Annotated in this window: 27 protein-coding genes; 8 read left to right on the forward strand and 19 right to left on the reverse strand. The window is 35.5% G+C overall.

The features are described 5' to 3' along the window. Positions 1–61: 61 nt before the first annotated feature. From rraA to ACGH46_RS07840, 5 genes are all read right to left on the reverse strand, one after another. On the reverse strand, positions 62–553 hold the full coding sequence (rraA, locus tag ACGH46_RS07820) for a ribonuclease E activity regulator RraA (protein WP_065558104.1): 492 nt from the start codon (positions 551–553) through the stop codon (positions 62–64). A gap of 89 nt (positions 554–642) precedes the next feature. Next, positions 643–1,539: a 1,4-dihydroxy-2-naphthoate polyprenyltransferase gene (locus ACGH46_RS07825; protein WP_267349975.1), complete on the reverse strand. Its 897-nt coding sequence runs from the start codon at positions 1,537–1,539 to the stop codon at positions 643–645. A 195-nt stretch (positions 1,540–1,734) separates the two neighbouring features. Next, positions 1,735–2,898, reverse strand: coding sequence for an ABC transporter permease (locus ACGH46_RS07830; protein ID WP_411605198.1), 1,164 nt, complete (start codon positions 2,896–2,898; stop codon positions 1,735–1,737). Between the two features lie 16 nt (positions 2,899–2,914). Further along, complete coding sequence (locus ACGH46_RS07835) at positions 2,915–4,054, reverse strand: ABC transporter permease (RefSeq protein ID WP_065558102.1); 1,140 nt, start codon at positions 4,052–4,054, stop codon at positions 2,915–2,917. After that, a complete protein-coding gene (locus ACGH46_RS07840; RefSeq protein ID WP_065558101.1) occupies positions 4,036–5,007 on the reverse strand; it encodes an HlyD family secretion protein in 972 nt (323 codons plus the stop codon). The genes ACGH46_RS07835 and ACGH46_RS07840 overlap by 19 nt, the downstream gene beginning before the upstream one ends. Positions 5,008–5,342: 335 nt before the next feature. Here ACGH46_RS07840 and ACGH46_RS07845 point away from each other — a divergent pair, with 335 nt between their 5' ends. Further along, on the forward strand, positions 5,343–6,632 hold the full coding sequence (locus ACGH46_RS07845) for an NAD(P)/FAD-dependent oxidoreductase (protein WP_411590447.1): 1,290 nt from the start codon (positions 5,343–5,345) through the stop codon (positions 6,630–6,632). A gap of 125 nt (positions 6,633–6,757) precedes the next feature. Beyond that, entirely contained in the window at positions 6,758–7,363 is a 606-nt protein-coding gene (locus tag ACGH46_RS07850) for a YiiX family permuted papain-like enzyme (RefSeq protein WP_411605166.1), read from the forward strand. Here ACGH46_RS07850 and rnhB read toward each other — a convergent pair. The 4 genes from rnhB to fabZ are packed head-to-tail and all read right to left on the reverse strand — an operon-like array spanning position 7,360 to position 10,399. After that, positions 7,360–7,953 carry a ribonuclease HII gene (rnhB, locus tag ACGH46_RS07855; protein WP_411605167.1) on the reverse strand — a complete coding sequence of 198 codons (594 nt, stop codon included), beginning with the start codon at positions 7,951–7,953 and terminating at the stop codon, positions 7,360–7,362. The two genes, ACGH46_RS07850 and rnhB, sit on opposite strands and share 4 nt — an antisense overlap. Next, the gene (gene lpxB / locus ACGH46_RS07860) at positions 7,944–9,128 is read right to left on the reverse strand and encodes a lipid-A-disaccharide synthase (RefSeq protein ID WP_411599417.1); all 1,185 of its coding nucleotides are present in this window, start codon (positions 9,126–9,128) and stop codon (positions 7,944–7,946) included. Before lpxB ends, rnhB begins: the two co-directional genes overlap by 10 nt. Continuing rightward, a complete protein-coding gene (lpxA, locus tag ACGH46_RS07865) occupies positions 9,128–9,907 on the reverse strand; it encodes an acyl-ACP--UDP-N-acetylglucosamine O-acyltransferase (protein ID WP_411605169.1) in 780 nt (259 codons plus the stop codon). Before lpxA ends, lpxB begins: the two co-directional genes overlap by 1 nt. A gap of 45 nt (positions 9,908–9,952) precedes the next feature. Beyond that, positions 9,953–10,399: a 3-hydroxyacyl-ACP dehydratase FabZ gene (gene fabZ / locus ACGH46_RS07870; RefSeq protein ID WP_065558097.1), complete on the reverse strand. Its 447-nt coding sequence runs from the start codon at positions 10,397–10,399 to the stop codon at positions 9,953–9,955. 221 nt (positions 10,400–10,620) lie between these two features. Between fabZ and fkpA the strand changes: the two genes are divergently transcribed. From fkpA to tusC, 3 genes are read left to right on the forward strand one after another with little or no spacing between them, the layout of a single operon-like run. After that, entirely contained in the window at positions 10,621–11,454 is an 834-nt protein-coding gene (gene fkpA / locus ACGH46_RS07875; RefSeq protein ID WP_267349990.1) for an FKBP-type peptidyl-prolyl cis-trans isomerase, read from the forward strand. A gap of 8 nt (positions 11,455–11,462) precedes the next feature. Continuing rightward, on the forward strand, positions 11,463–11,828 hold the full coding sequence (gene tusD / locus ACGH46_RS07880; protein ID WP_411597052.1) for a sulfurtransferase complex subunit TusD: 366 nt from the start codon (positions 11,463–11,465) through the stop codon (positions 11,826–11,828). A 17-nt stretch (positions 11,829–11,845) separates the two neighbouring features. Further along, positions 11,846–12,199: a sulfurtransferase complex subunit TusC gene (gene tusC / locus ACGH46_RS07885; protein WP_267349992.1), complete on the forward strand. Its 354-nt coding sequence runs from the start codon at positions 11,846–11,848 to the stop codon at positions 12,197–12,199. A 268-nt stretch (positions 12,200–12,467) separates the two neighbouring features. Here tusC and nagE read toward each other — a convergent pair whose 3' ends face one another. Then, on the reverse strand, positions 12,468–13,967 hold the full coding sequence (nagE, locus tag ACGH46_RS07890) for an N-acetylglucosamine-specific PTS transporter subunit IIBC (RefSeq protein WP_267349993.1): 1,500 nt from the start codon (positions 13,965–13,967) through the stop codon (positions 12,468–12,470). Positions 13,968–14,217: 250 nt separating this feature from the next. Between nagE and nagB the strand changes: the two genes are divergently transcribed. From nagB to ACGH46_RS07905, 3 genes are read left to right on the forward strand one after another with little or no spacing between them, the layout of a single operon-like run. Beyond that, positions 14,218–15,024, forward strand: a complete 807-nt coding sequence (gene nagB / locus ACGH46_RS07895) for a glucosamine-6-phosphate deaminase (RefSeq protein WP_267349995.1) — start codon at positions 14,218–14,220, stop codon at positions 15,022–15,024. 11 nt (positions 15,025–15,035) lie between these two features. Further along, complete coding sequence (gene nagA, locus ACGH46_RS07900) at positions 15,036–16,178, forward strand: N-acetylglucosamine-6-phosphate deacetylase (protein WP_267349997.1); 1,143 nt, start codon at positions 15,036–15,038, stop codon at positions 16,176–16,178. A 36-nt stretch (positions 16,179–16,214) separates the two neighbouring features. Continuing rightward, positions 16,215–17,444: an ROK family protein gene (locus ACGH46_RS07905; protein WP_267349999.1), complete on the forward strand. Its 1,230-nt coding sequence runs from the start codon at positions 16,215–16,217 to the stop codon at positions 17,442–17,444. A 66-nt stretch (positions 17,445–17,510) separates the two neighbouring features. Here the strand turns inward: ACGH46_RS07905 and asd are convergent, their stop codons facing one another. The 9 genes from asd to ACGH46_RS07950 form a co-directional block, all read right to left on the reverse strand. Continuing rightward, entirely contained in the window at positions 17,511–18,614 is a 1,104-nt protein-coding gene (asd, locus tag ACGH46_RS07910) for an aspartate-semialdehyde dehydrogenase (RefSeq protein ID WP_267350001.1), read from the reverse strand. A gap of 273 nt (positions 18,615–18,887) precedes the next feature. Continuing rightward, positions 18,888–19,322, reverse strand: a complete 435-nt coding sequence (locus tag ACGH46_RS07915; protein ID WP_411605172.1) for a PTS sugar transporter subunit IIA — start codon at positions 19,320–19,322, stop codon at positions 18,888–18,890. Positions 19,323–19,334: 12 nt separating this feature from the next. Then, positions 19,335–20,333, reverse strand: a complete 999-nt coding sequence (locus ACGH46_RS07920; protein WP_411599408.1) for an SIS domain-containing protein — start codon at positions 20,331–20,333, stop codon at positions 19,335–19,337. Next, positions 20,330–21,415 carry an SIS domain-containing protein gene (locus ACGH46_RS07925; protein WP_411605174.1) on the reverse strand — a complete coding sequence of 362 codons (1,086 nt, stop codon included), beginning with the start codon at positions 21,413–21,415 and terminating at the stop codon, positions 20,330–20,332. Before ACGH46_RS07925 ends, ACGH46_RS07920 begins: the two co-directional genes overlap by 4 nt. Positions 21,416–21,428: 13 nt before the next feature. Continuing rightward, entirely contained in the window at positions 21,429–22,250 is an 822-nt protein-coding gene (locus tag ACGH46_RS07930; protein ID WP_411599405.1) for a PTS system mannose/fructose/sorbose family transporter subunit IID, read from the reverse strand. After that, on the reverse strand, positions 22,231–23,067 hold the full coding sequence (locus ACGH46_RS07935) for a PTS mannose/fructose/sorbose/N-acetylgalactosamine transporter subunit IIC (RefSeq protein ID WP_411605176.1): 837 nt from the start codon (positions 23,065–23,067) through the stop codon (positions 22,231–22,233). Before ACGH46_RS07935 ends, ACGH46_RS07930 begins: the two co-directional genes overlap by 20 nt. 17 nt (positions 23,068–23,084) lie before the next feature. Then, positions 23,085–23,552, reverse strand: a complete 468-nt coding sequence (locus tag ACGH46_RS07940) for a PTS sugar transporter subunit IIB (RefSeq protein ID WP_411605177.1) — start codon at positions 23,550–23,552, stop codon at positions 23,085–23,087. An 11-nt stretch (positions 23,553–23,563) separates the two neighbouring features. After that, on the reverse strand, positions 23,564–24,247 hold the full coding sequence (locus ACGH46_RS07945; protein ID WP_411605178.1) for a GntR family transcriptional regulator: 684 nt from the start codon (positions 24,245–24,247) through the stop codon (positions 23,564–23,566). Beyond that, positions 24,244–24,966 (reverse strand): GntR family transcriptional regulator, encoded by a 723-nt coding sequence (locus tag ACGH46_RS07950; RefSeq protein WP_411605180.1) that lies wholly within the window; start codon positions 24,964–24,966, stop codon positions 24,244–24,246. The genes ACGH46_RS07945 and ACGH46_RS07950 overlap by 4 nt, the downstream gene beginning before the upstream one ends. Positions 24,967–25,060 lie beyond the last annotated feature (94 nt).

Consider the following 25,060-nt stretch of genomic DNA (forward strand, 5'->3'; position numbering starts at 1 on the left):
ATACTATTTTTAACATCAAACATCCGCCGATTAAGATCAGCGGATGAACACAAGTTATAAGCTATTCTTCGTCGATTTCTAAGGCAATTTCCGACAAAATAATTCCGGTGTTATCGGCATAAACAAAATCACCAGAAAAGAAGGTCACCCCCCCAAAATTGACTCTAATGTCTACTTCGCCAATACCTTGATCTTCTGCACCTACGGGTATCGCCGCTAACGCTTGAATACCAATATCTGCTTCTGCCAGATAATCTACTTGTCGAACCGCGCCATAAACAATGATGCCTTCCCACTGATTTTGAACAGCAATATCAATCAGTTCTGCATCAATCAATGCTCGACGAACCGATCCACCGCCATCAATAACTAGAATTTTACCTGCACCATTAGATTGCAAGATTTCGTATAATAATCCGTTATCTTCAAAACATTTAACTGTTACGGCTTGACCTGAAAATGATGCAACCCCACCAAAATTAGTGAAAATTGGTTCTACTACGTTAACATCTTCCGGATAATAATCACAAAGAATTGAAGTATCAAACTCCATTGCCAAGCCTCCTTTAGCCTTTATATTTTAGTTTATCTAGTATAACGCTTACATAGCGTTACAAGATACCGAATTTAAATAAACGTGAGCTAGTTCAAAATAATTCCCAAACAATAAAGTAAATTAGTGAATAATGCAAGTTTGACCATCTGTAATAATAAAGGGATAGCATCCTTAGCTACCTTAAATCGAAAAACAGCATAAATATGGTAAATAAATAGCGGTAGCGTTATCAAAAATAACCACCGCCAAATGGTATGTAACTGATGACTAGCAAAAAGTGCCAATAAAATAAATGCAGTCACAATTAGAAATAGATGATAAAAGCGAGCTTTGGTTTGTCCCATTAACACCACTAACGTACGCTTATGGCAATTTCGATCGCTATCAATATCACGTAAATTGTTAATATTGAGTACGGCCACTGACAACAATCCACAACCTAAAGCAGGTAGAATAATTAAATTTGATAATGATTTTGTTTGCAGGTAGTAACTTCCTATTACACCAACTAGCCCAAAAAATATTAAAACGGATAAATCGCCAAAGCCACTATAGCCATAAGGCTTGTTGCCAATAGTATAGGTAATAGCAGCAATAATAGATAGCAAGCCTAATAATATAAAACTGAATAATTCATATCGGTTGTTGCAAGCAACGTGTAATAGACATAGCCCGGATAAAATACAACAAATTATATTGATGATTAACGCTATTTTTAACTGTTTTAATGTGATTAACCCCAATTGAATACCACGAGTATGAGCGGTTATATTACATTTATCACTTCCTTTAACTGCATCACCGTAATCGTTAGCTAAATTTGACAGAATTTGTAACAACGAGGCAGTACTAATAGATAATAACATAATCCGATAATCAAATTGTTGTTGCCAATAAGCCAGCGCATTACCGACTAATATCGCACATAAAGAAAGAGGTAACGTTTTTAAGCGTAGGCTAATAATCCATGGATAATATTTCATTCACTACAACACAAGATATCTATCTAAAACATTAGCAAAATATCATAACAGGAAAAACGAATAATTCGACTTTGATAATGAAAATCTTTTTTAGTAATACATTACGCAACTTAACATTCGTTAATTGTCATCCTAACTACTAAGACAATTAACGAATTATTGGAAGCGGTTTGATAAATAAAAAGTTCAATAAGATTAAATCAACTGCCGTTTAGATTGTATTTTCGCTTTTCTCTTTCTGAAAAATTTACGTATTCGACCTTCTCTTAATGCAGCAATAAGAATGCCCATTATGCTGTATATCGCACCTAATAAGAGTATCATCAATATATTGTGCCAATTATCTGCTAGCCCAAGTCCCATTTGATTCACACCTGCAATCATGTTAGTCGCCCATGTTGACGGCAATAAATATGAGACAAATTGAACCCAATGAGGCATAGCATCAATTGGCCAAATGGTACCGGATAGATAAAACACAGGCGTCGTCAAAAATGCCAATGTCAGATATATCATTTCAGTTTTGCGCAAACACTCAGTCAACAATTTACTTAAACCCAAAGCACCAAGTAATAGTGGAAATGTCATGATTAGTATTTCAGTAAGGCTAGCTAACTGACGATAACCAAGTACCCAAGGCCATAATCCAAAAAGCACGATGGATAAAAAAAGCCAGATTGGTAATAAACCAAATAAGCTACCAAAAATTACAATTTTTGGCGGTTTTCCTTGTGGCAAGGAGTTTAACGTAATGTTAGTGCGTGTTGCAGCGATTAAAAATGAGTGCTGCAATAACATCACTAATAAGCCAGGAAAAGTGATGGCTGCAAAGCTTATGCCAGCATTGTATAGCGGTTCTGTTTGACCTTTAATTGGCGATAGTATGATGTCGATCTGTTTATCGGCAAATCCAGCATTTCGCATAATCCGTGTATTATATTGAGTTAATATTTGCTGATAGATTCCTCGAATATCCACCTGTATCAAACCATTAGCTAAACGACTTGAAGCATCACCATAGGCTGGTATTGTGACTTCTTCACCATTTAAGATCTTTTTTTCAAAATTTCTTGGAATAGTAAATACCGCAAACAGTTTACGATTATTGATATCATCATACGCTTGTAATGAATTTTCATAAGTAATGGCTTCAATCTTTGAACTGGTGTTTAAAGAACGTATTAGGCTTCGACTAGTCGCCGTATGATCTTGATCAACAATTGCTACCGGCAAATTTGTAATAGTGCCATTAATATAAACTAAACTCATCAAAGAAACCGATAAAAGTAATAATAACCACATCGGTCGCATTAACATGTAAAAGAATATTTTTATAAACGAAGACCAAAATATTTTAATCATCTTACTTATCCTCTTACTGTGAATGCAAACGTTTCACTAAACGTTTTCTGACTAACACGGTAATAATTATTGGATAGATCATTAAAATACCGCAGGTTTTTAATACTGAAAGATAACTTGAATGCCGTAAAAAAAGGTCAAATAACTTATTTAGCGCATAAGTTAGTGGCTCAAGGGATGAGATAAATCTGGCTATCCACGGCATTGAAAGTTCGGGTACAACAATACCAGAGTAAGTTAATGCCAATCCGACTAGCACACCGATATAGGTATATGCATCAATAGCCGTTTTCGTAAAGGTATACAGTAAAATACCAATACTTTGTGCCGCTATGACATAAAAAAACACCACCGTCATCATCGCAAATGGGGATCCTGATACCCTGGCATGCGAAAACAGAACTAACATCGCAATTTCGAAAATGAGTAACATGGTATACCAAATGGTATACGGCGCTAATTTTCCAAGCACAAAGGGATAATTAGGGCGGGTTCGCTTAGGTAATTGCGACAGGATATAGATTGTTGTAGTAACAACAAATAATTGTAATAAATGTACAACCGCCGAAAACTGTTGGAAGTACATTGAGTTACCGCTAGCATTAAATAGCCCATCATAATTGAAATTCACTTTGGCAAGTGGGGGAACTGGTAACCCGACACTGGTCGCTAACGTTGTTCGATATTCAGTATTTAACGCCGCAATTAACCCCGAATAATCCATAATGGAGTATAACCCTGCACTGTAATATAACGCATTATAATAAAGCATTGGGGTAGGTTGACGACCAGATAAAACATCCGCTTCAAAATTGGGTGGAATATACAATATGGCATAAATTTTTGCTTCTTGTAAATCCCGTTCAGCCTCGGAAAGTTGGCTATCGTAATTAATCAGGTTGGCATGCGCACCCGCATTAAGATTACGCACAATTTCACGTGATAAAACACTTTTATCCTGATCGATATAGCCAACGGGTAAATCGAACAAAACACCGCGATAAAAGATACTACTGATTAAGACAAAAATAATCAGTGGTAAGATCCACATTAACCAATGAAAAGTGAACCGCTTGAATATTTGCGGCACTTCGTCATTAAATGCATCTTTAAAACGTGTCCAAAAGTCCAACATTAATTGTCCAATTTCCATAAAGTACTCATACCCGCACGTAAACCTTCTACATGATGAATTGGATATAATCTGACTTCAAACGTTTTCAAATCAAAATCGCCCGTTGCACGAGTTGCACGCTTGGTTGCATAGTCTCCCATTGGGGCAATGTAACGAACTTCTGCTTCGATTTCTTTATTTCCTAGTGCCGGCACTTCTAACTTAATACGATCCCCTTTGTGAACGTTCGGCATAATATTTTCTCGAAGATTAAACACAAAGTAGGCATCCGGTAATCGAATCACTGTTAATAGCGGACTATTCGCATTAAATAATTCCCCTACCTCAGCCGGTATTGAACCAATTTCACCACCAACAGGGGCTTTAACTTGAAGATCATCATATTGAATTTGTAATTGCTTGAGTTGCTCTTCTGCTTCTTTTAATTTGGCTGCATAAATTTCACGCTGTTCTATACGATCACCATTTTTAGCTTGATCTAAATTAGCCTGTGCAGATTGTACCTGTTGAAAAGCAGCATCACGTGTTTTTAATGCATTATCCAATATTGACTGTGATACAAACCCTTTGGCAGATATTGCTTTATTACGGTCATATTCTTTTGATGCATTATCATAAGCGACTTTTGCTTGTTCAAGTAATGCTTCGTAATAACGTATGCTTTCTTCACGCGTACCATGTTCGGAAAGTGCTACCTGAGCTTTAGCTTGATCTCGTGCGGCTTCAGCCGCTTTCACTTGCGCTAATAATTCAGGACTATCAAGCGTAATTAGAATATCATTAGGCTTTACATCATCACCCCGATTAACGTGAATAAGCTGAACACGCCCTTTGGCTTTTGAAGCCACACTGACATTCGGCGCATCAACCTCACCTTGAAGAATTAACTGGCTATTGTGTGAGCGTATTAGAATCGTCATTGAAATTAAAATAACGATTAACGCAATACTAATAAATATTTTTTTATTCATATAATTTTTTTTAAAGTGTGATGTTAAATGGATAAGATATCAAGATGTTTAGATAAATATTAATAGGATAACATACGTAAAAACTTATTTACTCATTATACGAAAAGTGCTTTATTCGTACAAGTTCACCTTCACTTTATTCCAAATAAAGGCATTAATTGTCTTCTATTTAATAAATATTAAACATTTTATTTTTAATAAAATAAATTATTTTCAATCATTGTAAATCAATATATTAATAGATTTTATTTATAATTGATATTAGTCAAAAGAATATAGATAAAAACCTACTTATTTAGTATGATATTTTAAATTAGGATTGTAAGGTATTAAATATGAAAAAAATAATTATTGTTGGTGGTGGTGCAGGTGGATTAGAGTTGGCAACTAATCTTGGTGATAAGCTAGGTAAAAATAAACAAGCTGAAATAACGCTGATCGATAAAAATAGTTACCACATTTGGAAACCACTACTGCATGAAGTTGCAACAGGTGCTATGTATGAACAAGTTGATAACATCTTCTTTTCTGAACAAGCAAAGCAACATCATTTTGAGTTTACTCAAGGTACTTTTACCAATATTGATCGTGAGAATAAGCAAGTTCTGATCAATGATACAAATGATAATCATATTTCCCTATCGTATGATATTTTGGTTATAGCAGTAGGCAGTACTTCGAATGATTTTGGTACGCCTGGTGTTAAAGAACATTGTATATTTTTAGATGATCAAAATGCCGCTATTCGCCTACGTGAAATACTGCTATCAAAATTCACAAATTTCTGTTCAACGCTCGATAAAGACGCTGACACTAAAGGGGAAAAACTTCGCATTGCTATTGTTGGTGGTGGCGCAACAGGTGTCGAGTTAGCCTCTGAACTACCTCATATGGTTGAAACGTTTGGCGTATGTCGAAAAAACAAAATGTGTGCTGATTTCTTAGATGTATCCGTTATTGAAGCAACCAATCGTATCTTACCAGCATTACCCGAAAAAACGGCATTAAGCATTACTAAAACCCTTGAAAAACGCGGTATTCATGTCTTAACGAATACCATGATTACTAAGGCCGAAAGTGATGGATTCTATCCTAAAGAAGGGGAAACCATTAAAGCCGATATTATGATTTGGACTGCTGGCGTTAAAGCACCTGATTATCTGAAAGACATAGCTGGTTTAGAATCAAGTCGTTCAAATCAATTAGTCGTTAAACCGACATTACAAACTACACGAGACGATAATATCTTTGTTATTGGTGATAGTGCTTATGCGATGCAAGATAGCGGACGAGCTTCTCCACCCACAGCACAAGCAGCTAATCAAATGGCAAAAATTTGCGCTCGAAATATCGTTAGTCTGATTAACAATCAAGCCATGAAGTCATTTGTCTATACCGATAAAGGAACCATTATTTCTTTACATGATACCGCCCAAGGCGTGGTTAAGATGATTGGCAATAAAGAAATGAGTGTGAAAGGTTGGTTTGCGTTAATGATCCATCGTTTGCTATATCGTATGCATCAAGCTAGTTTATTGGGTATCTTTAAAACCATCCGTTTTGCTCGTGATTGCAAAGCGAAGTATAAAAGTAAATTTGCGTCTATTTTTAGTCAGCAAGATTAATTATTAACCGAAAAATAAACAACAGCTACTTGATAATAAATAATCTTCAGTAGCTGTTTTTTTATATAAGGTATTTAGACAATACTTTTCAACTCAAAATGTAATCATAGGAATAATAGGAAATTATGCGATTTATTTTAATTTTTATATTGTTATTTTCCTGTTTTATCTGTGAAGCAAATTATCAGCCAAAAGATGGCGATATTATTTTTCAATCGTCTCAATCCAGTCAAAGTAAAGCCGTTGAACAAGCAACAAATTCGCCCTATAGCCATATGGGAATCATTTTCATAAAAAATGGTAAACCTTATGTATTTGAAGCTGGGAGTAAAGTCGCTTATACACCTTTAACAAGCTTTATTGAAAGAGGAAAAAATAGATATTATGTAATCAAACGTCTCAAAGATCATAATTTATCTGTTAAGGAAACCAATAAATTAAAGCTAGTTGCAAAAACTTTTGAAAATAAACCTTATGATATCTGGTTTGGTTGGAATGACAATTATATCTATTGTTCTGAATTAGTTAGGAAAATTTATAATAGAGCACTTAAATTAGAAATTGGTCAATTACAGAACATCAAAGATTTCAATCTTTCATCAGCACTCGTAAAGCAAAAATTAAAAGCGCGTTATGGCGATAAAATCCCCTTTCAAGAAACCGTTATTTCGCCTGTCGCTATGTTTAATTCACCGTTATTAATAACAGTAGACAAAAATTGGTCGCATTAAATAAATAATAACTTTTTAACTGGAGCAAAACTTTTACGATATAAATGGTTGATACCATACAGCTCAATTGCCATTAAATGATCTTTGGTGGGATATCCTTTATGTTTTGCCAGTCCATATTGGGGATACAATTTGTCTAATTCTACCATTTCACGATCACGCGTCACTTTTGCTAAAATCGACGCAGCACTAATCTCTGCCACCCGCAAATCGCCTTTGACAACGGCTTGTGTTTGAATACCAAATTCAGGGCAACGATTACCGTCGACTAAAACAAAATCAGGTTGGATCGCAAGTCCAGTCACCGCTCGTTGCATAGCTAACATGGTAGCATGCAAAATATTTAATTTGTCAATTTCCTCAACAGAAGCTCTTGCAATACACCAAGCTAGTGCATTTTCTTTAATAACGTCAAATAATTGATCTCGTTTTTTTTCGGAAAGTTTTTTAGAATCCGTTAATCCTTTGATTGGTTTATTAGGATCTAAAATAACAGCTGCCGTCACAACATCACCACAAAGCGGCCCCCGCCCAACTTCATCAACTCCAGCAATTAAGGTGGCATCAGGATAACTAAATTCTAACAACAAGGTGAATCCTCTAATACATCAAGTACAGCTTGAGCTGCTTGTTCATCAGCGTGACAACGAATTTGCTGATGTAATGATAAAAATGTTTTTTTAAGTTCACTATTATCCCCTTCTAAAAAAGGAATAATATGATTAGCGATATTTTCAGGGGTACAGTCTTGCTGTAATAACTCGGGTACAATTTCTTTACCAGCTAAAATATTGGGTAATGAAACATAAGGGGTTTTAACTAATTTTTTGGCTAACCAGAAAGTGAATGGCTTCATTTTATAACCCACCACCATTGGACATTTGGCTAGCATGCATTCTAGTGCTACTGTTCCGGATGCCAAAATCGCAGCATCACTGGCAATCATTGCTTCACGGGCATGACCATCTAATAGTTGAACTTTCAGTTCTGGTGCTATTTGCGTTTTAATCTGCTCAAATTCTTGTCGTCTTTTTTCATTGACTAAAGGTACGACTATATGCAAATCAGGGTAACGATCACGTAAAAGCTGAGCTGCTTGTAAAAAAGGGGCAGACAATAAGGTGACTTCCGCATGACGACTTCCCGGCAATATTGCTAAACACCGACCATTGAGCGGAATGCCTAATTGTTGACGCATTGCGACTTGGTCAGGCATCAATGGCACATCATCTGCCATTTTGTGACCAATAAAACGACAAGGGACATTAAACTTATCATAAAACGCTTTTTCAAAAGGTAAAAAAGCTAATATGAGATTAGTATTACGTTTAATTTTGAAAACACGTTTTTGCTTCCAAGCCCATACCGAAGGACTCACATAATGAATTGTTTTAATCCCTGCTCGCTTTAACTTACCTTCTAAGGAAAGATTAAAATCAGGTGCATCAATTCCTATAAAAATGTCGGGTTTTAATTCAATTAAACGCTTAGTAATATCACGACGTATTGCTAAAATACGACGTAATTTTCCCAACACTTCTACAATCCCCATAACAGAAAGCTCATCCATTTCATACCAAGCTTGACACCCTTCAGCTTGCATTAAAGGCCCTGCAATACCAACAAATCGAATATTAGGATGATACTTTTTGAGAGAACGAATCAATCCAGCGCCCAGAATGTCGCCAGATGTTTCACCGGCGACTAAAGCAATGGTTAATGATTTATTCGTATCTGTCTGGCTTGTGATTGGTTGACTAGTCATTAACGAATGATGCCACGTGTTGAACGTGCAAAAAAATCATTGAATAATTTGACTTCAGGATATTGATTTGCAATAGCCTCAATTTCTGCTTTCGCTTCGTCTAACGATAGCCCATTTCGATAAAGAATTTTGTAACTATTGCGGATAGCTTGCAAAGCTTCTTTACTGAATCCACGACGTTTTAGACCTTCGTAATTCACGCCATGTGGTGTGGCATGATTTCCTTGTGCTATCACATAAGGTGGGACATCTTGCGCAACGCCTGAACAACCACCAACCATAACATGTGATCCAATGACACAAAATTGATGTACCGCAGTCATACCACCAATGATAACATGATCATCTAACTCAACATGTCCACCAAGTGTTGCATTATTTGCCAAAATACAATGATTCCCAATTCGACAATCATGCGCAACATGCGCATTGATCATTAATAGATTATCACTGCCAATTTTAGTAATTCCGCCACCTTGAACAGTACCGCGATGAATAGTCGCGCTTTCGCGAATCATATTACGATCACCAATTTCAGTGCGAGTTGGTTCGCCTCGATATTTTAAATCTTGGTTAACTTCACCAATCGATACAAATTGAAATATCTGGTTATCTTTACCAATTTTAGTGTGGCCATTGATGACTACATGTGATTTTAAAAAAGTCCCTTCACCAATTTCAACATTTTCACCAATAAAGCAAAAAGGACCAATTTTAACATTGTTACCAATTTTGGCGCCTTTTTCTATCACTGAACTTGGATGTATTTCCGTTGCCATAGCATTTCCTTCATACTGTTTTTGGGATATTTAGACAAATCAATACTATTTACGAGCACACATCATCTCGGCTTCGCAAACTAACTTTCCATCAACAGTTGCTACACCATGGAATAATGCAATTCCACGACGCTCTTTAATATATTCCACATCCAGTACAATCTGATCACCAGGCACAACAGGTCGTTTAAAACGAGCTTTATCAATAGATGCAAAATAGTACAATTGTCCGGGTGATAATTCTTCAATACTTTTAAAAGCTAAAATACCCGTTGCTTGGGCCATCGCTTCTAAAATTAAAACACCGGGGAAAATGGGTTTATTAGGAAAATGTCCCTGAAAAAAAGGCTCATTGACCGTTACATTTTTGATTGCTTTTAGCGTTTTCCCTTTTTCATAACTAATCACACGATCAACCATTAAAAAAGGATATCGATGTGGTAATAAACTAATAATTTCTTCGATATCAAGGGTATTAAGTTCGGTAGTCAAAATAGCTATCCTTATATATTAATATAAACTTTTTACATTATAACTGAGGATGCCACTTGCACTCAAGAATGATTTAATCATCAAGAAAGGATTAATGACAATGTTAATGATTTGTTAAGGCAAATTTTTTACTAATAATGGTTTGTAAATACTGTATTATCTAATATCAAATAAGTTATAATATTAATAATAATAAAAAAATTTCAATATGGAGAATTAAAATGAAGTTATTTTTAAGAATGACGCTTATCAGTAGCGCAATTGTGTTAGCTTTAACTGGATGTGATACCCAAAGTAATCCGACGGATAAGCAAACAACTACCCATGCTGAACAAACTATCACGTCGGCAGAACAATCAGCCAATCCGAATAAAGTGACATTAACTACTCAAACACAAAAAGATTCTTATGCATTAGGTTCTTCATTTGCGTCTTCTTTAAAAGAAAGCGAAATTGATATCGATCCTGACTATATTATCAGCGGACTCACTGAAACATTTAACAGTAAATCACAATTATCAAATGATGAAACTGACGCTATTTTAAGTGCTATTCGTCAACGTGTGATGGAAAAAGCCAAAGCGCGTTTTGAAAAAGAAAAAGCAGAAAATATTGAAGCAGGTTCGAAATTCCGTTCAGAATTTGCTAAACAAAGTGGTGTAAAACAAACTAAGTCGGGCTTACTTTATCAAATAATTAATCAAGGTTCTTCTCATCATCCAACAAAAGATAGTAACGTTATTGTTCATTATGAAGGTAAACTCGTTGACGGACGTAAATTTGATAGTTCATATGATCGTGGTGAAACCGTTAGCTTTAAACTTGATGAAGTAATTAAAGGTTGGGCTGAAGGAATTCAATTAATTGGAGTAGGTGGTAAAATCAAATTAGTCATTCCACCAGAATTAGCATATGGTAGTCAATATTATCCAGCTCAAGGAGACAAAGCAGCGATTTTACCAGAATCAACTTTAGTTTTTGAAATTTCGCTATTGGGCATTGATGGAGATAACAATGGGAACAATCAACAATCTTCATTTAAGCAAATAAGATAAATAAATTGATTACTTCATTGAAATATACACTCGTTGTTTTGGGTCCTGCTTATGGGACCCAATCTGCTTATTGTGCGTATCAATTTGCACAAGCCTTATTGTTAAATACATCTCACACCATAAAAAATATCTTTTTTTACGCTGATGGTGTTTATAATGGTAATCGATATACCGACCCTGCCAATGATGAATTTGATTTAGTCAGCGCTTGGCAAGAATTAGCAAAAAAATATGATCTACCCTTAACAATTTGTGTTGCAGCTTCGCTAAGACGTGGAATAACCGAAGAAAATATTGCCGATTATTTTCAATTAACCGGTTTAGGTGAGCTAACTGAATCAATCACTTTATCAGATCGTGTTATTCAATTTTAAATATGACGGTTAATGATATGAAGAAAATTGCCATTATTATTCATTCTTCCCCTCATGGTAGTGCCAAAGGTCGAGAAGCACTTGATTTGGCTTTAGCATTATCTGCTTTAAATCATATTACGGTCATTTTTACCGATAAAGGCATTTTTCATTTATTACCTGAACAGCAACCCGATCTCATTTTGATGCGTGACTATATCGCCACATTCAATATGCTTGAACTTTATGATATTGAAGATGTTTATGTGAGTGAGTCAGCATTAAAATCGCATAATCTTTCTGATTTCACCTTTAATATTACCACTAAAGTGATTAACCATTACGATTTAAATCAATTGCTTGATGAGCAAGATGTCATTTTAACATTCTAATTTAATATTAAATTTTTAATCTGCTTCATTATTAAAAATTGTTTCGCCCACATCATCCTTTCAATTAAGATTAATCTAGTCTGATTAACATTAGACTAAGCCATATTTAGAAACGCAATAACTGATTATCAAATCAAACACAACGGAAAGAAATAAGAATATCGAAGGGTAATAAGTAATCAAGAAAAATAAAAAACCGCCTTATTTTGTCGTTAAGTATGACGAATAAGGCGGATTAATTAATAGTTATAGTTTAAGTAGTTATCGTTTAAACTAATTTTTTCATTTGATCTGCAATCTTTTCAGCTTGTTGACCAACAACAATTTGCACACCTGTTTTACCTAATTTAATCACAGCCATTGCACCTAATGCTTTAGCGGCTGCTTCATCAACTAAATCAGAATCTTTCACACTCAAACGTAATCGAGTGATACAAGAATCAATATTAGTCAGGTTTTCTTTACCGCCAACAATAGCTAAATATTGTTCAGCAAGCGCTGTGGTATCAGCTGTCGTTTGCGCTGGTTTAGCGGTATCAGTTGTCGATGATTGTGCCGCACTGTCTTCATCTTCACGACCTGGGGTTTTAAGGTTAAATTTAACAATGATAAAGCGGAACGCAACATAGTAAACCACAAAGAACACTAAACCTTGAAGAATGAGCATATACCACTGCACTGCAAGAGGATTTCCAGATTGCAGTAACATATCGATTAAACCGGCACTGAAACCAAATCCACATATCCATTGCATCGTTGCAGCAATAAAGAGTGAAATGCCTGTTAAAATTGCATGAATAACATAAAGTACTGGTGCAACAAACATGAACGCAAATTCAAGCGGTTCTGTAATTCCCGTAAAGAATGCTGCAAAAGAAGCTGCTAACATAATTGATGCGGTTTTATCTTTATTGCCTTTTTTCGCTGTGTGATACATGGCTAAAGCAGCACCTGGTAAACCAAACATCATAATTGGGAAGAATCCTGCTTGATAACGTCCAGTAATACCTACAACAGCTTTACCAGAATCTATCGCACTTTGACCAGCCAAGAAATTTGGAATATCGTTAATGTTAGCAACATCAAACCAAAATACTGAGTTAAGAGCATGATGTAAACCAACTGGAATTAATATACGGTTAAAGAAGCCATACACCCCTGCACCTGCTGCACCTAAATTCTTAATCGATTCACCAAATTTTACTAATGCTTCAAAAATAATTGGCCAGATAAAATAAAAGATGACAGAGATAAGTAGCATCACGATAGAAACAATAATCGGAACAAGTCGTTTGCCACTAAAAAAAGCTAACGCTTTATGTAACTCAACCGTACTAAATTTGTTATAGAGTTCAGCTGAGATAATACCCACTAAAATACCAATAAATTGGTTATTGATTTTCGCAAATGCAGGAGATATTTGCGTTTGCCAACCATCAACACTGGTATCAACACCTTCAAAAAGTGCAATTGAATTTGGCGATAATAATGTTGTAATAATCAAAAATCCGACCAACCCAGAAAGTGCAGCTGCACCGTCTTTGTCTTTGGACATACCATATGCAACACCAATAGCAAATAAAATTGGCATGTTATCAATGATAGCGCCACCAGATTTTATTAAAAATGTTGCCGCAATACTATTTGCACCCCATTCAACGCTATTGATCCAATATCCTATCCCTAGAAGTATTGCTGCAGCAGGTAGAACTGCAACTGGCACCATTAATGAGCGCCCAATACGTTGCATATAAGCTAAAATTCCCATAAGTTTAACCTCTTATATTTATTTAAACTATATCTAAACATGATGATTTGTTATGCATCTTCAGATATCAGTAAACGATCCATTCTATTTCATATTATATTATTTTACTTCGCAAATTAATTATTCAATATATGTGATTTTTATCACGCTTTTTTTTGATTAATTGCTCTAATATAGTAAAATACAGTCAACATATTTTACTTCAAAAAAAAAGAAGTGGTTCTAATTATATCAGAAAAGGTGGTATCGAATGAGGCTTATTCCTTTAGAAAATGCTCAAGAAGTGGGCGCTTGGGTTGCACAACGTATTGTGAATAAAATTAACCAATTTAAACCGACAGCGGATCGTCCGTTTTTGTTAGGCTTACCAACCGGTAGCTCGCCATTAGTGATGTATCAACAACTGATCAAACACTACCAAGCAGGTGATGTTAGCTTTAAACATGTGGTAACGTTTAATATGGATGAATACGTTGGTATTCCTGAAGATCATCCACAAAGTTATCACACTTTTATGCATGAAAACTTTTTTAATCATATTGATATCGATAAAAACAATATCCATATATTAAATGGCAATGCAACTGATATTGCTCAAGAGTGTCGCCAATATGAAGAAAAAATCAAATCTTATGGCAAAATCAATATTTTTGTTGGTGGTGTTGGTCAAGATGGACATATTGCTTTTAATGAACCGGGTTCGTCGCTTTGTTCACGCACACGTATTAAAACGCTAACTGAAGATACACGTATTGCCAATTCACGTTTCTTTGATAATGATGTGAATCAAGTTCCAAAGCATGCATTAACTATTGGTGTCGCTACTTTAATGGATGCGCAAGAAGTGATTTTATTAGTCTGTGGTCATAACAAAAGTTTAGCATTACAAGCCGGCGTTGAAGGTTCAATTAATCATTTATGGACAGTATCAGCATTACAAATGCACCCAGCATCTATTATTGTTTGTGATGAACCAAGCACTGATGACCTTAAAGTAAAAACATTAAAATATTTCAAACAAATGGAAGCAGACAATCTTAACGTGACCATTTTATAAAGGATAACTCAATGTATGCATTAACAAATTGTCGTATTTATACCGGTTATGAGATTCTTGAAAATCATGCTGTTATTATCGACGGTGATAAAATTGACAAAATTTGTAAACAAGATAATTTACCCGACAATATCAAAATTGAAGATCTACAAGGAGCGATCGTTGCGCCTGGATTTATTGATATTCAAGTCAATGGATGTGGCGGTGTGCAATTTAATGAGACACTCGACGCATTAAGTGTTGAAACATTAGAAGCGATGCAAGCGACCAATCTTATTTATGGTTGTACGAGCTATTTACCGACTTTAATCACATCAACAGATGAATTTATGATAAAAGCGGTCGCGGTCATGCGTGAATATTTAGCTCGACATCCTAATCAAGCATTAGGCTTACATCTTGAAGGTCCTTATATTAGTCCTGAAAAGAAAGGGATTCATGACGAAAACATTATTCGTTCACCTTCGCAAAAAATGATTGATTTTCTATGTGAAAATGCTGATGTAATTAAAATCATTACTCTTGCGCCAGAAAGAGTTGAAAGCCATTTTATTAAACAATTAGTTAATGCAGGAATTCATGTTTCTGTCGGTCATTCCAATGGTCATTACGATGACTGTCGTCGTGGCTTCAATGATGGAATTCGATTAGGCACTCACCTATTTAATGCTATGCCTTATATTTCAGGACGTGAACCAGGCGTAGTTGGTGCAATATATGATGAACCAGAAGTATATGTTGGTATTATTGCCGATGGACATCATGTAAGTTGGGCAAACATTCGCAATAGCCATAAAATTAAGAAAGATCACTTAATTTTAATTACGGATGCAATGTTGTTAGCCGGTTCTAATTTGTCTTCTGCTGTTTTTGCAGGTAAAACCATTTATTATAAAGATGGGCTATGCGTTGACGATAAAGGCACGCTTGGCGGTTCTGCATTAACCATGATTGATGCAGTTAAAAATGCTGTTGAATATGTGGGTATTGCTTTAGATGAAGCCTTAAGAATGGCGACACTTTACCCAGCAAAAGCAATCGGTGTGGATAAACAACTTGGTAGTATTAGTGAAGGTAAAATTGCTAACTTAGTTGTTTTTAATCGAGACTTTACGATAACTAAAACGGTTGTTAATGGAGAAATCACCCGTTAGAATATCAGATAATTAATGATAGTATTGAGAAAAGATATGACATTTAATTATCTGAATTTAGTTGGAAATGCTGAACTAATTAAACAATTAAATTATGCTATGATTTATCGTTTAATTGTTCAGCAAGCTCCCATTTCTCGTATCCAGTTAGCCGAAATCAGTCATTTAGCTCCAGCCAGCATTACCAAAATTACCCGACAGCTACTTAAGAATAAACTAATAAAAGAAGTTGATGCCCAGCAATCAACTGGTGGAAGACCAGCGGTTTCCATTCAAGCCAAGTTTGACTATTATCAAGCCATTGCTATTCAATTAAGTCGTTCACATGTCACCATTGAACTCTATGATCTTGGAGCAAACAGCTTAGTTTCTGAAGTGTATCCTCTTACCGTTTTTATACAGCAACAAGCACAAGAATATTTAATTACATTAATTGAACAATTTATTCAAAAAAATAGTAAAAAGATTAAGCATCTTATTGCTATATCGGTGGTTCTACCTGGATTGATTGATTCTGTAAGAGGAATTGTTCGATATACACCTCATATTCAAGTTAACGCATGGCCTTTAGCCGATATATTGCAGAAACAATTTAATGTTTCTATTTTTTTAGGTAATGATATCCAAAGTCTAGCATTAGCCGAAAATTATTTTGGCTCTACGCAAGATGTCGATGATTCAATTTTGATTCGTGTTCATCGTGGTGTCGGATCAGGTGTTATTGTCAATCAACAATTACTGACTAACCATAATCAAAGTGCTTGCGAAGTGGGACATATTCAAGTCGATGCGTTAGGTGAACGCTGTCATTGTGGTAATTTTGGTTGTTTGGAAAACCGAGTTGTTAATGATGCCATTGAACGACGAGCAAAACAGATGATTGATCAAGGTTATACGACTAAATTAACAAAAGATTGTTGTGATATCGTCAACATTTGCCAATTAGCCAATCAAGGGGATGAGCTTGCCATTAAGTTAGTCAAAGATGCAGGCGAAAATCTAGGTCGAGCAGTAGCTATTATGGTCAATATTTTTAACCCACAACGAATTGTATTAGCAGGTGAACTCACCAAAGCGACAGAAATACTTTTAGATACAGTAACTAGCGCTTTAAACTCACTGAGTTTAGAAGATTTAAGAAAGAATCTTTCAATCAACTGCTCTTCACTCAATGACCGCTCGGCAATTGGTGCATTTGCTTTAGTACAACAAGCGTTATTTAATGGATCACTTTTGATGATTTTGCTCGAACATGATGTAGCATAAATAACTTTTTAAGTTCAAAAACAGCCCGAAAAAATCGAGCTGTTTTATCATGCCATCGGTTAACCATTATGCTAAGATGCGTAACATCCTCCGTAACGGTTCTGCGGCCCCCCACAACAACTGATCCCCAACGGTAAATGCTGATAAATAGTCTTTACCCATATTTAGTTTACGCAAACGACCAACAGGAGTGGTTAATGTACCAGTAACGGCTGCTGGGGTTAACTCTCTCATGGATAATTCTCGATCATTGGGTATCACTTTTACCCAATCATTATGTGCAGCAAGTATTTTTTCAATTTCCGGCACGCTAATGTCTTTTTTCAGCTTGATGGTAAATGCCTGACTATGACAACGCAAAGCACCAATACGAATACATAGTCCATCTACAGGAATAATTTGATTGGTACCTAATATTTTGTTGGTTTCAGCTTGCCCTTTCCACTCTTCTTTACTTTGTCCATTATCCAATGCTTTATCGATCCAAGGAATTAAACTCCCAGCAAGTGGTACACCAAAATTATCGGTTGGCAAACTTCCATCACGCATTTTTTGGGTTACTTTACGTTCAATCTCTAAAATTGAAGAGTGAGGATCTTGTAGTTCTTTGGCAACTTCGGCATTTAACATCCCCATTTGCGTTAAAAGTTCACGCATATGGCGAGCACCACCACCAGAAGCCGCTTGATAAGTTGATACGGACACCCAATCAATCAAATTTTCAGCAAATAAGCCACCCAGTGACATTAACATTAAACTGACTGTGCAATTCCCGCCGACAAACGTTTTAATACCTTTGTCCAATGCAGTTTGAATATTCGCTTTATTGACAGGATCTAATACGATAATGGCGTCATCTTCCATACGCAATGTAGATGCTGCATCAATCCAATATCCTTGCCACCCCGAAGCACGTAGTTTTGGATAAATTTCGGAAGTATAATCTCCACCTTGACAAGTCACGATAATATCTAACGCCTTTAATGCTTCAATATTATCGGCACTTTGCAATGTTCCTGTTTTACCGCCAAAACTAGGTGCAGCTTGCCCTGCTTGTGAAGTCGAAAAGAAAATAGGATTAATATAATCAAAATCGTGTTCTTCAACCATACGTTGCATCAGAACCGACCCCACCATTCCACGCCATCCAACAAAACCAACATTTTTCATATTTTATTTCCAAAAGTAGATGTTATACCAAGAGACTTTTTTACTATTAAAGCAAAATATCATCATAAAACAAGCAAGATAAGAATTATTTTTGTAGGTTTTAAAATAATAACACAGTGTTATATTAAACTCGTTTTGAGATGAATACATTTATATGAAGAATAAAGATATTTTAATTATAACCAACTTGAAAAGGTAGCAATGAGTTAAGGCAAATATATTTTTAGCATACTAAAATAGATTTGCCTCAATTATTATTTTTTAATCATATAATTAAAATTCCTCATCTTGAATATTATTGTTACTAATTGAAATTAAATTATATCGCTCAATACATTGTACTGATGATTCGATGACTTCTGGCAATAAATCAATTAGATCATTTTTATCCGTTCTAAGCATAAATGTGGTTAATAGCATTGGAATATTAACGCCAGTGATAATTTCCATCATCGGATAATTTGGGATCAGTTTAACAAGAGTATTAAAAGGCGTACCGCCTTTTAAATCAACTAAGCATAAAATGGCTGATCCCGATTTAGTTAACATTGCTAACTTTTGTTCAATTTGCTCTTGAAAATCATCTAGCGATTGTCCCATTAAAAAAGGAACGGCTTCACATTGAGTTTGCTTACCGCATATCATTTCAGCTGTTTCAATTAAACTGTTAGCCATTGTGCCGTGAGTACTTACTAATACTGCAATCATGCACGACTCCTTTTAGTAATCTAAGCAACGATAATAACGACGGATTGACATTGGATGACGATTGAGGTGTTCAACATAAGCATCAATTCGGTTATTAATAGCACGAAAAACAAATGGAGATAAGTGCCCCCGATATTTTTCCGAAATACCCGGCAATTCATAATCTTTAGTATCGATTATGGTGTAATTAGCGCAAATTTGTGGTAAAAATCTAGCTACTCTTTCACTAAGTGAGCGCTGACTATCTTCACCAACGTAAACAGTAACAGCCGTATCCCTGTCTATAATTTCTAATGTTCCATGAAAAAATTCAGCAGATTCGATTGATTTTGAACGTAACCAATGCTGTTCTTCCCAATAACACATAGCATGTGAATAGGTTGCTCCCCATTGATTACCTGCTCCAACAAAGTAATGCATGGCATCATCGTGATGTTTTTGCGCAACTTCTTGCCCAAAGGCATCGGCTTTTTTGGCAACAGCAACAATATTTTTGGCAAAATGTTGATCCATTTGTTGATAAAATTCATCATAGTCTGGAAATTCACCGGCTAAATACATCAGTCTGTCTGCGGTCATAAAGAATTTTAACTGTTCATTCATCGGATAAGAAATAACGTGATCTACCATTTTACCTAATGGTGAATCAGCATTATCTAAAAAGGCTAATACCGTTGAGCCGACTTCTTTTTGAATTTTATCGATAGCCTCAACGACTTCTTGTGTTGAGCCAGTCACTGAGGAGATGATTATTAAAGAATCTTTGGTTATTCGCTTATTGCCAGTTACCAAATATTCCGCAGCATGTTGCACAAAAGTTTCTAGTGCAGATTTTTCTTTCATATGAACGACGGCTTGCATTGATGAAGCATAAGTGCCACCAATGCCTAACCAACAGATATTACGATAACCTCGTTCATGAATCTGATCAATAAACTGATTAATAAACGGACGTAATTTTAATGCGCCATTCATACTGTTAAGCTCTTTTTGTTCGTCAAATTTTCTCATACGGTGACCCTCTTAATTTTGGATTTAGTGATTTCATCAAATTCTGGATATGTTGATTTTTCTAGATTATGACCCTTTAACTGGGATAGTTGGTAACTGAGTAGATGAATAGGAATAGTCATAAATAATGATGTTAATAATTCATCACAATGGATATCAAAGTTTAGATCGTGCTCAGTAATAGAATGCGAGTGCTGTGCATACAGGGTTATTACCTGTTTTACATAGCGATTCAAAAAGGTTTTTAATGCTACAGCTCTTGCTTCTAATAACCCTTTTGGTTCAATAAATATGATGAAATCATCAGGATGTAAGCCAAGATAAGGGCCATGCATGTACTCTTCCAACTCTTTTCCGAACGCCGTGTTACGAACCGTTTCGGTGAATTTAGTTTCTCCTTCACGGGCGACACCATAAGTTGCCCCATAGCCAATAAAAATCACTCGTTTAGCGTGATTAAATTGTCTGAGATGATGATTTACCCATAATTGTGATTGTAGGATAACTTGTGGCAATGATGTCGTAATATCCTGTATTTGTTTAAGATAACTTTCAAATTGTTGCTTATCCAAATCCCCTGTTTTTTGACCAATAATTAACGCTATCAACATTAAATCAAGAATAATGACACTATAGCCAGCACTGACATAGGGCATTTCTTCAACAGGCATCCCCATTGATAAAACATGATTGCTGATGTTATATATCGGACTGTTAGAATTGCTAGTGAGGGTATAAATAGTTCGATTTTCTTTAATAAATTGTTCAACCAAATGAATGGTAGAATAGCTTTCCCCACCTTGTGATATGGCAAAATAGAGCGTATGAGCGTCATTATAGTGTAAGTAATTCGCTACCATTGAAGGATCTTCAATATAAACAGGGATTTTTAATATTTTACTCATCAATGGTCTGGCACCATAAGCGGCGTTGACACTTGATCCTGTGGCAAAAATGACAATCGATTGAAGTGACTTATCAGTATTTAAATCAATCTGATCAGCAAATAACGATTGATAATGATCTAATATGCTTTGATAAAATTCTGGCTCTAAGGCGACATAGTCTGCGATACTTTTCATTTTTATTTCCTAATTATCCCAATAATCCACTCCATGCCCCTAAAATCCCGATTGCGGCAATAAGCAGAAGTATCCAATGCGCTTTGATCCCTTTTTTGACTAACATGAAGATGAATAACGTAAACATCAAAGGCAAAATTTGCGGTACAATTCCGTTAAAGATATCTTGTAGTGAGGCTGAATCATCGCCAGACCCAATTTTTAACGGCATATTTAATGTCACCATAGTAGCAACCATGGCGCCAACCACACATAGCCCTAACACTGATGCTCCATAAGATAACTTATCCATTAAACCTGTCTTTTGAACCTTTTCAATAAAAGATGCGCCAATGTTATAGCCTATAAGTAAACCAAAATAACGGGCTAAAATGGCAGGTACGTTAAAGATAAGTAAAAAAAGAAGTGGACCTAGAATATTACCTTCCAGTGCTAAAGAGGTACCAATACCTGTTGCAATAACGCGTAATGTTCCCCAAAAGAACGAATCCCCCAGACCACTTAAAGGCCCCATTAGTGCAATTTTGACATCATTGATAGCGCTTTTATCAAAATCACTATCGGTGGCATTTTGTTCTTCCATGGCAATACAAATACCTAGTGGAAAGGTGATTAACCATGGTGTGACGTTATAAAATTCTAAATGTCGTTGATAGGCATCAGTGAGTTCGATTTTATTATGACTGTAAATCTTATCTAAAGCTGGTCGCATCGCATAGGAATAACCTAAGTTCATTTGTCGTTCATAATTCCATGACCATTCAGCTGTAAATGAACGCCAAAACGTTCTGGATAACTCCTTATTGGTTATTAGTTTAGAACTCTTCATTTTCATAATCGATCTCCTGTGCAGCTACCGTATTGCCTGTATTGGTGCTGAGTTTTTGCCCGCTTTCTTCTGTTATCATTTTTTTGCCATTAAATGCCGAATAACCCGTTAAAATAAGCGCAAGACATCCCCCAAAGATTGCCACACCGGTGACAGGTACTTTCATATAAACGGCAAGTGAAAAACCAAAAATAAAGAAGGTAACATTGGTCTTTTTAATCATGATTTTCATTAACATCGCAAATCCAAATGCCGGTAGTAAACCAGTTGCAATACCTAGTCCATCAATAATAAATTTAGGTATCATTTCCAATAGACCATTCACCGCAGAACTGCCAAATAGATAAGAAAGTCCTACGACTAAACCGATTGGCAGATTGATTGAAAAGAATCCACCTAATAAATTCATTCGATCCATACCTTTACCATTGCCTTCACTGGCGTATTTATCCGCTTTATGAACAAAGTAAGGAAGAATAAAAAGAAAACATAAGTTTTTAACCAATAAAACTAATGAAGCAATAGGAATACCTAACGCCAAAGCAATTTCGGTACTTTTACCTGCCCCAATGGCGAACGCGGTACCCAATATACTGCCTGATATAATTTCGGGTGGAATAGAAGCGCCAATAGAAAACGAACCGACAAATGCGAGTTCTAATGTAGCACCAATAACAATACCTTGTGTGATGTCGCCCATGACTAAACCAGCTAAAGTACAAGTAACAAGTGGTCTGGATAACATTGATGAACCTAATAAGTATTCACCATTGGCTAACATCGCAATCAAAGCTAAAACAACAGCTGTTAATTCGATACTCATATTTTTGTCCCTCTTAACTATTTTTCAAATTTTTGCTTTGATTCGCTTGGGACTTGTTGAATATAGATCTCAATGCCGTCTTGTTGTAATTCTGTTAATAAATCCGCCTCAGTATCAGTTAAATTGATTGTTTTAGAGTAATTTTTTGTCCCTTCTCGAGGTTTAGTACCACCTAAATTTAGGCTAGTGACTTTTCCTCGCGTGGCTCGTATGAGTTTTTCAGCATCTGCAACGGATTCAACGACAATTAACATTTGATATTTATCTGTTACGCCTGAATTGATCGCCTCAATACTGTCATCAATTGACTTCATCACTAATTTTGCGTTTTCTGGTTTAGCTAAACGAATAGCAGATTTACGTAATTCGTCATTAGCCACGACATCATTAGCCACTAAAATAGTGTTTGCACCAACATTTTCGAACCATGAAACAACTACCTGACCATGTAATAAACGGTGATCTACACGTAATAATTTAATCATTGATATACCTCCTAGGTGAAATCGACCACATATTTAGTATTACTAGCAAACTTGTACTCAAGCGCAATCGGTTCGTTATTAATATCAAAATAGTGATTAGTAGTTTTAAAAAATGGGGCGTTAATATTGATACGTAATTGTTTGGAAAGTTCAGCATTGGCTACCATCAATTGCAAATCTTGCTCTAATCTATCGACTTTTTTCTTTCCCGAATTAATTATTTCAAGTGCTGATAGTACCTTGATAATGGAAAGCTGAAAGTCTGGAAAATTAGTTAACGGTAGCAAAAAAATGGTTTTCGTTACGCTATTTGTTGCTATTTCCAAAAAACCAATAAAGTAGATAAGTTCCGTTGATTTTATTTTTAATAATTGACTGTAATAACAACCAGCTTGCCTGAGATAGGCTTCTTTGATCTGTTTTTTATGATTTGAATAAGCTTGAGGTTTAATTATGCCTGTCATTTTTAAAATTGTTTGAGTTGAAAGTGTAGGAGCGACAAATAATCCAACCCCTTTCTTTCTGACCACCATATTTTTTTCAACTAAACGATCAATCGCTTTACGGACTGTGGTTCGACTGACTTCATAATCTTTTTGCAACTGACCTTCTGGCGGTAACTCTGCACCCACACTATATTGTCCTGTACTTATCTGCTCCATTAATTGGAGTGCTAATTTTTCAAATAACTTCATTTGTATTCTTCCTGATAATTAAAGATATTTTTTGCAGATAAGTGATATTTAAATCGATTACCAATTAAGTACTGGTCGGTGTGTTCAAACGGTTCAAAGTCATGATCATAACTGTAACTTGATACTTTATAGATAGGTGTGCCTTCAGTAATTGCTAAATATTTGGCTTTATCGTTGAGAGCGACTTCGTATGCGATCTCTTCTCGACCATGACTGGGTATAACATGAAAATGTGTTTTTAAATATTCATAAAGCGAAACATCATTTAAATCTTGTTTAACTAAATCTTTAAATTTTTTAGAAGGAAGATAACTTATTTCATAAGATAACGGAGTTTTATTCAATAAACGTTGTCTTGCTATTCTGATTAATCGCTGATTTGATTTAAAAAAGGTGTTTAATTCGGTAGGCATTGGAATGATATCATTAGAGAGTACTTTAATTTTGATGTGAACATCATCTTCTTTTTGGCACTCTTCAGTAAACGAAGACATTTTTAGCATATTCATTTCAAAGACAGTATGATTAGGGAGATGGTGATCTTCCTGAAAAACATCACCTTCCATCATTAAATCATTTAATGCTCTTCTAACTGTCGTTCGGCTTACCCCAAAATATTCGGCAAGCCCTCTTTCTGTCTTTATTTGACTGATTATTTTAGGATTTGCTCTAATTTTTTCTTCGACTTCAGTTTTGACTGCAATATCACGGTATTCCAAAGATCACGCTCCATATTTGGGCTTTTTTATCCAATAGATATATCTTTAACAACCAATTTCTGATTAAAAATTATCTAAAAAAATACATGCCGTC

The sequence above is a fragment of the Gilliamella sp. CG22 genome, assembly GCF_046635725.1.
Classification (GTDB): Bacteria; Pseudomonadota; Gammaproteobacteria; order Enterobacterales; family Orbaceae; genus Gilliamella; species Gilliamella apicola_I.